Annotated in this window: 9 protein-coding genes and 1 pseudogene; 8 read left to right on the top strand and 2 right to left on the bottom strand. The window is 39.1% G+C overall.

The annotated features are described in order from the left end of the window. Positions 1-621: 621 nt before the first annotated feature. Complete coding sequence (gene spo0A / locus K9V48_RS09540; protein ID WP_224138663.1) at positions 622-1413, top strand: sporulation transcription factor Spo0A; 792 nt, start codon at positions 622-624, stop codon at positions 1411-1413. A gap of 566 nt (positions 1414-1979) precedes the next feature. Here spo0A and K9V48_RS09535 read toward each other — a convergent pair. Together K9V48_RS09535 and K9V48_RS09530 are read right to left on the bottom strand one after the other, a co-directional pair. After that, a pseudogene (locus K9V48_RS09535) lies at positions 1980-2131 on the bottom strand (YycC family protein). Positions 2132-2202: 71 nt separating this feature from the next. After that, a complete protein-coding gene (locus K9V48_RS09530; RefSeq protein WP_224138661.1) occupies positions 2203-2439 on the bottom strand; it encodes a DUF2627 domain-containing protein in 237 nt (78 codons plus the stop codon). Between the two features lie 332 nt (positions 2440-2771). On the opposite strand from K9V48_RS09530, the gene K9V48_RS09525 reads away from it, so the two are divergent. The 7 genes from K9V48_RS09525 to K9V48_RS09495 all read left to right on the top strand — a co-directional run bounded on the left by K9V48_RS09525 (position 2772) and on the right by K9V48_RS09495 (position 12424). Continuing rightward, a complete protein-coding gene (locus K9V48_RS09525; RefSeq protein WP_224138659.1) occupies positions 2772-4844 on the top strand; it encodes a sigma-54 interaction domain-containing protein in 2073 nt (690 codons plus the stop codon). Positions 4845-5403: 559 nt separating this feature from the next. After that, positions 5404-6300 (top strand): phosphate butyryltransferase, encoded by an 897-nt coding sequence (gene yqiS, locus K9V48_RS09520; RefSeq protein ID WP_224138657.1) that lies wholly within the window; start codon positions 5404-5406, stop codon positions 6298-6300. A 23-nt stretch (positions 6301-6323) separates the two neighbouring features. Then, positions 6324-7421: a branched-chain amino acid dehydrogenase gene (gene bcd, locus K9V48_RS09515; RefSeq protein WP_224138655.1), complete on the top strand. Its 1098-nt coding sequence runs from the start codon at positions 6324-6326 to the stop codon at positions 7419-7421. A 121-nt stretch (positions 7422-7542) separates the two neighbouring features. Then, a complete protein-coding gene (gene buk / locus K9V48_RS09510; RefSeq protein ID WP_224138653.1) occupies positions 7543-8649 on the top strand; it encodes a butyrate kinase in 1107 nt (368 codons plus the stop codon). A gap of 64 nt (positions 8650-8713) precedes the next feature. Continuing rightward, positions 8714-10135 (top strand): dihydrolipoyl dehydrogenase, encoded by a 1422-nt coding sequence (gene lpdA, locus K9V48_RS09505; RefSeq protein ID WP_224138651.1) that lies wholly within the window; start codon positions 8714-8716, stop codon positions 10133-10135. A 300-nt stretch (positions 10136-10435) separates the two neighbouring features. Beyond that, positions 10436-11428 (top strand): thiamine pyrophosphate-dependent dehydrogenase E1 component subunit alpha, encoded by a 993-nt coding sequence (locus K9V48_RS09500; protein WP_224138649.1) that lies wholly within the window; start codon positions 10436-10438, stop codon positions 11426-11428. Positions 11429-11440: 12 nt separating this feature from the next. Next, on the top strand, positions 11441-12424 hold the full coding sequence (locus K9V48_RS09495; protein WP_224138647.1) for an alpha-ketoacid dehydrogenase subunit beta: 984 nt from the start codon (positions 11441-11443) through the stop codon (positions 12422-12424). The last annotated feature ends 329 nt before the right edge of the window (positions 12425-12753 follow it).

The following is a 12753-nucleotide window of genomic DNA, read 5'->3' as shown; positions in this document are numbered from 1 at the left end:
TGATATCCAAGCTCTCCTTCTTGATATTCTCGAACTACCATAATCTTAAATTCATCACTATATTTAGTCATAAATAAACACCCCAAAGGTTAGATTTTCAACTCTAACTTTTGGGGTGCATCACAGAAAACTAAGTTTTCTTGGCGGTTTTTAGAATTGAATGAATCTTTTTTTCTGAAGTGAAAGAAGGATTAATAAGTACTAGAGGTGAAAAGATATAAATAGGATTTTTGTAAATATATCCAAGTGTCAATCAAAATGGTTTATCTCATCTTTCACGGTCAGTAAAACATTTAAGGAACACAATGAAGATAGGTGATGGATAACTATTTGAAAAGATGGAGGTAATTCTCGCTTTAAAATTTTCTTCTTTTAATTTCGTACTATTCAATGTAAAATGAAGATGAAAAGATTATTCGACAAAAACGCGATGATTAAATTTGTCAAATAGAATATTTCATCGAAATTAAGAGAAAAATGAAGCAATAATAAGATATTCTCGATTTTTAAAAGTTTTTATAAAAAAATAAAGGAATTATATACGCATTGTCGAAATGTATGATATATAATCATGTATAGATATAAGAGAAAGTGGCAAAACGAGACAGGGGAGGAAGATATATGAATAAAATTAAGGTTTGTATTGTTGATGATAATCGTGAGCTTGTTGGTTTATTAGAGGAATATCTTTCTAGTCAAGGTGATATCGAGGTTCTTGGCGTAGCTTACAACGGTCAAGAATGTTTAAATATGTTAAAGGATAAAGAACCTGATGTACTTGTATTAGATATTATTATGCCTCATTTAGACGGATTAGGCGTATTAGAAAGATTAAGACAATTAGATCGTCCACAACCGAATGTTATCATGCTAACAGCATTCGGTCAGGAAGATGTTACAAAAAAAGCAGTTGATCTTGGCGCAGCCTACTTTATTTTAAAGCCATTTGATATGGAAGGCTTAGCAAGCCATATTCGTCAAGTTAGTGGCAATGCTGCTCCAATCATAAAACGTGCTCACTCTTCAATGAGAATGTCAAATGAATCCAACGGTAAAGGTAAAAATCTTGATGCTAGCATCACAAGTATTATCCATGAAATTGGTGTACCTGCACATATTAAAGGATATCTTTACTTACGTGAAGCGATTTCGATGGTATATAACGATATCGAATTATTGGGTTCAATTACAAAAGTGTTATATCCAGACATTGCAAAGAAATACAATACAACAGCAAGCCGTGTTGAACGCGCGATTCGCCATGCGATTGAAGTAGCATGGAGTCGTGGAAATATCGATTCGATCTCTTCGTTATTTGGATATACGGTAAGCATGACAAAAGCGAAACCGACAAATTCAGAATTTATCGCGATGGTTGCTGATAAATTACGTTTGGAGCATAAAGCTAGCTGAGTAGTTAAAACTACTACTGTGAAAAAGGTGGGCGCAAAATTGTATTTTGGGGATTACGAACCTAGGTGTCCAATGAATACAATTTAGCGACCAACTGATTTTTAGTGAAATTCGGATGATAGAAAGTCTTCTACTTTATTGGATAACTCTAATCAAATAGAAGGCTTTTTTGTTGTTAGGTTTTCAAGTACCTGATTCAAATTGACAACATAGGATATAAAAAATACTTAAGGTGTGATGAAGATTTGTTTTTAACCTTATTGCTTCCCATTGTAGTCCCGTATGGTTCTCCATATCCTGCAACCTTAAATCCTAGTGCACATTTTGAAAGAAAGGATAAATTCTTTCGGTGGATTAAATCTGTAAATGATCAAAGTCAAATATATTATGATGTGCCTCTTCTTATGAGTGAAAAATCAGGTACTTCATAACTTTTGTCGTTAACTAGATGACAGTTACCATTAAGCGAATAAAAATCAACGTGGGTGTTATGATTCGAAGTGCTTGTGGGTGTATTTGTTCGTTGAATCAAATCCAAGGGAGAAAATAAAAAGGAGAAAGACTAGTTAGCCTTTCTCAGTCCCTTCTTTGCTATTTAGTTCAGCAAGCTTAGCGATTAAAATATGTTGTGGCATATGCGCATAATCTGCTCAAGTGGAACATTAAGTGACTTTGCGAGCTTCTGAGCTGTCTCAGCAGATATTTGTAATGGTCTCATGTTAGAAATTCCCTCCTTTCCCTTGTTAACAATGAATCATTGTCTAGCTAGTTGTATTCACCTTGCTTTTTTTACTTCTTAGAAAACCGCTTCTGTACTTTATTTTGTTTTCGATCCCTATAAAAAACAAAGCCTGCAATAAAGCTAATTCCACCTAAAAATAGGAAAAGACCCAATAAAAATTGTAGCCACAAAAATGGAATTGGCGGTTGGAGAAATCCAAACGTCATATCGCGCATTAGTTTAACACCTAACGCTGCTAGTATACCTGGAATGACCATTATGATAAGTGCAATAATTCTTGACATATGCATAGAGTCCTTTCTTGTCGTTTAGGAACCTATAAAATTCTTGTACTGTGGATAAGCGTACGACATTCAGCTCCAGCGCCTAGCCCCTCGAGGTCATAAGCCACTTTTGAATTGAAGGCAAAGTACGCCTTCTATTCAAAAGCGTCTTATGCTTGTCGGGGCTGATCAAGGCGCTTGCGCTTTTGTTCTAATTTAATTGTCTTTCTCTAGCTGGTGTTTGTCAAGTATTATTCAATAGGCTATGATAGAGGTATGCAATTTTTTGCAAAAGTAATATTGAGAAAGATGTCCGTACTTATTAGTCAATGTGATATAAAGGGGAATGGGTTATGCAACGAGTATTAATAGTTGGCGCTGGTCAGGATGGAACAGCTCTATTAAAGAAAATGGTTAAAACGAATTTTATGGAAGTTGTAGCAATTGTCGATAAAGATGAATCTGCACAAGGGATGAAATTAGCTAGGAAACTAGGCATCGTAGCAAGTGTTCAATGGAAGTCTCTAATTAAGAATGATATCAATATCGTGATAGAAACAACGGGGAGCGATGAGATCATGGACCAGCTACAACAAGAAAAATCGCCGAATACGGCCATTGTTCCCGGAACTGTCGCATGTTTTCTAGCTGATCTAGGTGAAGAAAAGCAAATGGTAATGACGAGGCTTAAAGAGAAAATGAACAAGCAACAAACAATCCTAGACTCGATGAATGAGGGCATGATTGCCATTGATATAAATGAAAAAATCATCTTATTTAATAGAGAAGCAGAGGAGTTAACTGGTTTTCCTCGTGAAAAAGCGATTGGGTTAATGATCAATGAGGTTGTAGCTTCGAGCAAATTGGCGCGAACGCTAACTACTAGAGAGGTTGAAACAAATCAAGAACAAGTACTTGAGAATGGCTTGGAAATTATCACAACAAGAATTCCGATGATTGATGAATCAGGGAAGCTCCTTGGTGCATTAGCGCATTTTAAAGATAGAGCAGATGTGGTGAACTTAGCGGAGGAAGTAACGAATTTAAAGGATATTCAATTTATGCTTGAAGCTATCATTGAATCGTCAGAAGAAGCAATTTCGGTCGTTGATGAAGAGGGACTGGGACTTCTTATTAATCGCGCATATACAAAATTGACTGGTTTGAACGAAAATCAAATAATTGGAAAGCCTGCAGCAGCTGATATCTCTGAAGGGGAAAGTATGCATATGAAGGTATTACAAACAAGGCGTGAGGTCCGAGGTGTCAGAATGAAGGTAGGTCCTGCGAATCGCGAAGTCATTGTTAATGTATCACCTGTAATAGTGAATGGCAAGTTAAAGGGGAGCGTTGGTGTTATTCAAGATATGTCCGAAATTGAAAAGCTGACAACGAAATTAAATCGAGCAAGACAAATTATTCGAACGTTAGAAACGAAGTATTCTTTTGAGGATATTATCGGAGTAAGTGAAGAAATGAAAATGGTGATTGAACAAGCAAAGTTGGCTGCAAAAACATCCGCCACCGTGCTTCTAAGAGGAGAGTTTGGCACAGGAAAGGAACTTTTTGCTCAAGCAATACATAATGCTAGTGATCGAAAGTACAACAAATTTATTCGGGTGAATTGTGCGGTGAATTCTGAAGACTTGCTTGAACGCGAGCTTTTCGGATATGAAGAAGGTGCTTTTACAGAAACGAACCGTGGCGTGAGAAAAGGGCTTTTTGAAGAGGCGAACAATGGCACTATTTTGTTAGATGAAATAGGTGAGCTTTCAGTAAACATGCAAGTGAAGATCCTGCGGGTATTACAAAGAAATGAGATTGTTAGAGTTGGTGAAAAGAACCCTGTCCCCATTAATGTAAGGGTGATCGCTGCAACGAATGTAAATATTGAAAAAGAAATGTCAGAGGGAAGTTTCCGCGAGGATTTGTATTATCGGCTAAATCGTTATCCAATTTCAATCCCACCACTTAGAGATCGCAAAGAAGATATACCTCCTTTATGTGAACGACTCATTCAAAAATTAAATCAAGACTATGGTAGAAATATTGAAACAATCAAACCTGATGCAATGGAATGTTTATTGCAATACGATTGGTCAGGGAATGTAAGAGAGCTTGAAAATGTCCTGGGGAAAGTAATTATTTCGATGGAACTCCATGAAAAGAAGATTGAGGGGAAGCATATTCCGTTACTTCAGAGACAGACAAAGGAACGTAACACACAAGAAAATAACGATTTCGTCCATAATGATGATGAAACATTAGCTGATGTTGTTGAGAGAGTTGAAGCAGAGGTTATCAAACAGTCATTAGAAGTTCATGAGTATAATCGGACTCAAACAGCAAAAGCTTTGGGGATCTCATTAAGAAGTTTATATTATAAGATGGAAAAGTATCAACTTGCAAATACTAGCATGAAATGAAGAAGAATATTTGCAAAAAAGTGCATATTCGTTATATGATATAAAGGTGAATTTGTGAAAAATCATTCAATGTCAAACTACGAATGTGATCAACCATCGTTTCACTATTTAGTTGGCGCATTTTTTTATGATATCAGAATTTATAAGTTTTGGCTTCGAGAATTGTCCAGCGCAAGCGTCTGGCCCCGAAGCACAGGACGTGCAAGTGCAGTCAATGCGACAGGACGTCGCGTTCTTGACTGCCTCTTGGGTCAAGCCACTCAGGAATTGAATGCAAAGAACACCTTCTATTCCTGAGCGTCTTATTTGCCCGAGGCTGATCAAGGCGCTTTTCTTAGTCGTTTAGGAAATTATAAAATTCTTGTACTGTGGATAAGCGCACGACATCCAGCTCCAGCGCCTAGCCCCTCGAGGTCATAAGCCACTTTTGAATTGAAGGCAAAGTACGCCTTCTATTCAAAAGCGTCTTATGCTTGTCGGGGCTGATCAAGGCGCTTGCGCTTTTGTTCCTTTAAATATTAAAGAAGATGAAAACATCTTGAAAGGATATGAAATTTGAATGAAGCTAGAAAATCTGCTGTTCGAAGCAGCTAAATGTGATGGAAAAGTAGTTGCGGTCGCTTCAGCAGAAGACGAAGCGGTTATCGAAGCAGTAGCAGAAGCGATAAACCGTAATCTTGCTCATTTTATCCTCTTTGGGAAAAAGGAAATAATTGAGACGTTATTACGCGAAAAAAATGTTAGCAAAGATCATATTCAAATTGTCCAAGCAAGAACAAAGGAACAAGCGGCAGAATTAGCTGTGCGAGCTGTTCGTCAAAATGAAGCATCTGTTCTAATGAAGGGTAGCGTTTCAACTGCAATGTTTTTAAAAGCAGTCTTACATAAAGAATATGGTCTTAGAACAGAAAAGGTGTTATCACATGTGGCAATTTTTGAAGTCCCAGAATTTCAAAAGTTTACAATTGTAACAGATGCTGCAATAAATGTTGAGCCTAATTTGCAGCAAAAAGAGCAAATTGTTGTGAATGCTGTTGAAATTGCACAGGCTATTGGGGTTGAGGAGCCAAAAGTTGCTGTAATTGCTGCTGTGGAGGTTGTGAACCCTGCAATGCAAGCAACAATAGACGCAGCTTCCTTAACACTCATGAATAAAAGAGGACAAATAAGAAACTGTATAATCGATGGACCACTTGCGCTTGATAATGCAATTTCGTCAGTCGCAGCGAAATGTAAAGGAATTGAAAATGAAGTAGCAGGGCAAGCGGATATACTGCTCGTACCTACAATTGATGTGGGAAATGTGCTGTATAAATCATTGATTTATTTTGCAAAAGCAAAGGTGGGGGCGGTTATTGCCGGAGCAAAGGCGCCAATAGTTTTGACGAGTCGGTCGGATTCGCCTGAAAGTAAGCTCTATTCGCTAGCATTGGCGATTTGTTCGACCAACAAGTAACCATTCGAGGAGGAACAGACATCATGGAAATTTTCAAATATATGGAAAAATACGAATATGAACAATTGGTATTTTGTCAGGATAAACAATCAGGGTTAAAAGCGATTATCGCGATCCATGATACAACGCTTGGTCCTGCTTTAGGTGGAACACGGATGTGGACATATGATTCTGAGGAACATGCGATTGAAGATGCACTCCGTTTAGCGCGAGGAATGACATATAAAAATGCTGCAGCAGGTTTAAACCTTGGTGGTGGTAAAACAGTTATTATTGGTGATCCACGCAAAGATAAAAATGAAGAGATGTTCCGTGCTTTTGGTCGTTATATCCAAGGCTTAAATGGACGTTATATTACAGCTGAAGACGTAGGAACAACTGTCGCAGATATGGATATCATTCATGAAGAAACCGATTATGTTACGGGGATTTCTCCTGCTTTTGGTTCTTCGGGAAATCCATCACCTGTTACTGCTTATGGCGTTTATCGTGGAATGAAGGCTTGCGTGAAGGAAGCGTTTGGAACGGATTCACTTGAGGGCAAGGTTGTTGCCGTTCAAGGGGTTGGTAATGTTGCATATACACTATGTAAACATTTGCATGAGGAAGGTGCCGAGCTAATAGTTACTGACATTAATAAAGAGGCAGTGCGCCGCGCGGTAGAGGATTTTAATGCAAAAGCTGTAGATCCAGATGAGATATATGGTGTGGATTGTGATATATATGCTCCATGTGCTCTTGGTGCAACAATTAATGATGTAACAATTCCTCAATTAAAAGCTCGAGTTATTGCTGGGTCAGCAAACAACCAGCTAAAAGATACAAAGCATGGAGATTTGATCCATGATATGGGGATTGTTTACGCCCCAGACTATGTGATTAATGCCGGTGGTGTTATCAATGTAGCAGATGAATTATATGGTTACAATAGTGAGCGTGCCCTGAAAAAGGTTGAAGGGATCTACAACAATATTGCTCGAGTCATTGAAATTGCGAAACGTGATGGTATTCCAACATATCAAGCAGCTGATCGCTTAGCAGAGGAGCGAATTGAGCGGCTTAGAAATTCACGTAGTCAATTTTTACAAAATGGACACCATATTTTAAGTCGCAAGCAATAATGAATCGTGTCGAAGTTAGGAGTCTTGAAAGCCCCTATCTTCAAATTTCTCGATACATGTTCAGTTCTTGCATTTCAGCCATTTCAATTAAAGAACAATATAAAATGACGGAGGTTATTGATTGCAGGTGAATGAATATCGAATCCTTACCCTAAATCCAGGATCAACGTCGACGAAAATTGGTATTTTTGCTAATGATCGTTCCATTTTTGAAAAAACATTAAGACACGATTGCGAAAAGCTTAGTATGTTTTCAACCCTTATTGATCAATATGAGTTTCGTACGCAAACAATTTTAGAGACTCTTGACGAAGAAGGCATCAATATCTCTAAGCTCAATGCAGTTTGTGGGCGTGGTGGGTTAATCCGTCCAATCGAAGGTGGAACTTACCTTGTAAATGATCAGATGCTTAACGATTTAAGAAACGGATTTGCTGGCGATCATGCATCAAACCTCGGTGGGATCATTGCCAATGAAATTGCGTGTGGCTTAAACATACCTGCATATATCGTAGATCCGGTCGTTGTTGATGAGATGGAAGAAATCGCGAAAATATCTGGCGTTCCTACGATTGAAAGAAGAAGTATCTTTCATGCCTTAAATCAAAAAGCAGTCGCGCGGCGTGTAGCATCTGATTTCAAGAAGAAATACGAAGAAATGAACTTGGTTATTATCCATATGAGTGGTGGGATTACCGTAGGTGTTCACAAGTATGGGCGAGTGATCGATGTGAACAACGGGTTGCATGGTGATGGTCCATTTAGTCCGGAACGTGCTGGAACAATACCTGCAGGAGATCTTATTTCAATGTGTTACTCAGGGGAGTTTAGCCGTGAAGAAATGATGCAAAAAATTGTAGGTCAAGGCGGTCTTATTGGTTATTTAGGGACGACTGATGTAGAAAAGGTCCAGGAGATGGCTGAAGCTGGAGATGAAAATGCATCACTTATCTACTCTGCAATGGCGTATCAAATCGGCAAAGAGATTGGTTCCGCAAGCGCTGTTTTAAAGGGGAAGGTTGATGCGATTGTTTTAACAGGTAGTTTAGCTTATGAACGGAAACTCGTAAAAGAGATTTCCTTCTATATTGATTGGATTGCAGATGTTCTTGTGTTTCCAGGTGAAAACGAGTTACTCGCGCTTGCAGAGGGTGCCCTAAGGGTATTAATGAACGAAGAAGCTGCGAAACAATACCCGAATGAAACAATGACCTCAAAAGTCTTTTGATACATAAAATGAAGGATTTACAAGTAATTAGACACTATACCTATACGAAGCAGGGGGCGAGATGATGGCAACAGAATATGATTTAGTCATACTTGGTGGCGGAACTGGCGGTTATGTGGCAGCAATCCGCGCCTCACAATTAGGCCTTAAAACAGCAATCGTCGAAAAAGGCAAGCTCGGTGGAACTTGCTTGCATAAAGGTTGTATCCCGAGTAAAGCATTGCTTAGAAGTGCGGAGGTTTATACAACAGCGAAAAAAAGTGAAGAGTTTGGTATTGAAACAGCTGAAATTAAACTGAATTTCTTAAAGGTACAAGCTAGAAAGCAACAAATTATTGATCAGCTTCATAACGGGGTTCAACATCTCATGAAAAAAGGGAAAATTGACATATATGAAGGAATAGGACGAATATTAGGTCCTTCTATTTTTTCACCGATACCTGGAACGATTTCTGTTGAGATGAATAATGGGGAAGAAAATGAAATGCTTATCCCCAAAAATGTTATTATCGCAACAGGTTCTAAACCACGTAGTCTGAAAGGACTTGAGATTGATGGTGAAGTTGTCATAACGTCAGACGAAGCACTTGATTTAAAGCAGTTACCAAAATCAATGATTATTGTTGGCGGTGGCGTCATCGGAATTGAGTGGGCTTCTATGCTAGCAGACTTTGGTGTAGAAGTTACTGTGATCGAATATGCAGATCGCATTTTACCAACAGAAGATAAAGAGATTTCTAAAGAAATGGAACGTTTATTATCAAATAGAGGAATTACGATTGTTACAGGTGCGACAGTGTTACCTGAGACCCTGGAAAAAGGGAAGCAAGCTACAATCAAAGCTGAGCAACAAGGTGAAGTAAGAACATTTGCTGCCGATCAAATCCTTGTATCTGTTGGCAGGAAACCGAATAGTGATGGGATTGGTCTTGATAATACCGATATCAAGGTAGAAAAGGGCTATATCACGACAAATCAATTTTACCAAACAAAAGAATCACATATTTACGCAATCGGTGATGTAATTGGTGGTTTGCAATTAGCACATGTAGCTTCACATGAAGGAATTGTAGCTGTTGAGCATATTGCAAACGAAAAACCAAAGCCAATCGATGAAACATTCATTTCAAAATGCATATATAGTTCACCTGAAATTGCAAGTGTTGGGTATACAGAAGCTCAAGCAAGAGAAAAAGGTTTTAAAACAAAGGTCGGAAAATTCCCATTTAAAGCAATTGGGAAAGCACTTGTCTTTGGAGAAACGGATGGATTTGTCAAGCTCGTCGTTGATGAAGCTACAGATGATCTTCTAGGTGTTCATATGATCGGCCCACATGTAACCGATATGATTTCAGAGGCCGCGCTTGCTCGAGTATTAGATGCTACTCCGTGGGAGGTTTCGCAAACGATCCATCCTCATCCTTCATTATCTGAAGCAATGGGAGAGGCAGCACTTGCAGTATATGGTAAGGCGATTCATTTTTAAAATCTTACGTCTTACCAAGTCGATCTAAAAGGAGTAGATTTGAACTTAGTTTTAGTATCTAGCGCTAACGGCTATGTCTATCTAATCGAGGCGCTTGCGCTTTTGTTCCCGTTTAGCGTAACTATAAAATTCTTGTACTGTGGATAAGCGCACAGCATCCAGCTCCAGCGCCTAGCCCCTCGGGGTCATAAGCCACGCATGAATTGAAGGCAAAGAACGCCTTCTATTCATACGCGTCTTATGCCTGTCGGGTCTGATCGAGGCGCTTGCGCTTTTGTTTATTTCAAAGGAGGTAATAATATGACAGAAAATCGTCATCAATCGTTAGGTCTAACAAATGAAGATGTGTTAAATATGTATGAGACAATGCTTATGGCAAGAAAAATTGACGAACGGATGTGGTTATTAAATCGTGCTGGTAAAATTCCATTTGTTGTTTCATGTCAAGGACAAGAAGCAGCACAAGTTGGAGCAGCTTTTGCGTTAAATAGGGATAAGGATTATGTCCTTCCATACTATCGTGATGTGGGTGTTGTCCTAGCATTTGGGATGACTGCAACGGATTTAATGTTGTCTGCATTTGCGAAAGCAGAAGACCCAAACTCTGGAGGAAGACAAATGCCTGGGCATTTTGGCCAGAAGAAAAATCGGATTGTGACAGGCTCATCACCTGTTACGACGCAAGTTCCCCATGCTGTTGGTATCGCATTAGCTGGTAAAATGGAGAAAAAGGATTTAGTGACGTTTGTAACCTTTGGTGAAGGTTCTTCAAATCAAGGGGATTTTCATGAAGGAGCAAACTTCGCGGCAGTTCATAAATTACCCGTCATTTTAATGTGTGAAAACAACCAGTATGCTATTTCTGTTCCTTATGATAAGCAAGTGGCTTGTGAGAAAATTTCCGATCGGGCAATTGGTTATGGTATGCCAGGTATAACGGTTGATGGAAATGATCCACTAAAAGTATATGAAGCTGTGAAAGAAGCTGCAGATCGTGGTCGACGCGGTGAAGGGCCTACTTTAATCGAAACACTATCTTACCGTTTAACACCACATTCTAGTGATGATGATGATCGTATTTATCGTGAACAGGATGAAGTAATAGAAGCAAAGAAAAATGATCCGATGGTAACATTTACTGCTTATCTAAAAGAAGTTGGCGTTTTAACAGAAGAAATCGAAAGAGAAATGGTAGAAAAAATCATGAGTATCGTGGATGAAGCTACCGATTATGCAGAAGCGGCTCCATATGCGGATCCAGAAGATCTAATAAAATACGTTTATGCAGAGTAAGGGGGAGAAAATATGACTGTAATTTCATATATAGATGCTATTACGATGGCAATGGGTGAAGAGATGGAGCGCGATGAAAAAGTATTTTTGCTTGGTGAGGATGTAGGCCGAAAAGGCGGAGTGTTTAAAGCATCTGCCGGGTTATATGATAAATTTGGTGGAGAGCGAGTCATGGATACACCGCTAGCAGAATCTGCTATTGCTGGAGTCGGGATTGGTGCGGCGATGTATGGGATGCGACCGATTGCTGAAATGCAATTTGCTGATTTTATCTTCCCAGCTGTTAATCAAATTATCTCTGAAGCTGCGAAAATTCGCTATCGGACGAATAACGATTGGAGTTGTCCGATTACGATTCGTGCTCCATTCGGTGGTGGTGTTCATGGGGCACTCTACCATTCACAATCAGTTGAAGCTGTTTTTGCGAATCAACCTGGCTTGAAGATCGTCATTCCTTCTACACCTTATGATGCAAAAGGTTTATTAAAAGCGGCAATTCGAGATGATGATCCTGTCTTATTTTTTGAACATAAACGGGCATACCGCTTAATAAAAGGTGAAGTCCCTGCAGATGATTATGTCCTTCCGATTGGAAAAGCAGATGTGAAACGTGAAGGAGAAGACATAACTGTTATTACATATGGTTTATGTGTACATTTTGCACTTCAAGCTGCCGAAAGATTAGCGGATGACGGTATTTCGGTACATATATTAGATTTAAGAACAATTTATCCATTAGATCGAGATGCAATCATTGAAGCAGCAGCTAAAACAGGGAAAGTCCTTCTCATAACAGAGGATAATAAAGAAGGAAGCATTATCGGTGAGGTCGCAGCGATTATTTCAGAGAACTGCTTATTTGATTTAGATGCACCAATCATGAGGTTAGCTGGTCCTGATGTTCCAGCAATGCCGTACGCACCAACAATGGAAAAGCATTTTATGGTGAATCCAGATAAGGTGGAAGCAGCCATGCGTAAACTTGCAGAATTCTAAGTCTTTTTAATCAGATAAGAAAGTATAAGTTTTTGTACTTAGTTTTGATGTCTAGCTTCAGCGCCTAGCCCCCTCGGGATCATAAGCCACACATGAATTGAAGGCAAAGAACGCTTTCTATTCATGTGCGTCTTATGCCATGCCTGAGGCTGAACAAGGCGCTTGCGCTTTTCTTATTTTAGGTCAGACATGACGTGGAATGGCAGTCACAACGATCATGTCTACGTCCTGACTGTCTATAGGATCTAACGACTGGTTTAAAGGTAAGAATCGAACACCTTTTAGCCATGAACATCTTATTTAGCCGAAGGTTGTTCAACGCATTATAG

It is taken from the genome of Metabacillus rhizolycopersici, assembly GCF_020075705.1.
This window is presented reverse-complemented; position numbering and strand designations above follow the sequence as displayed.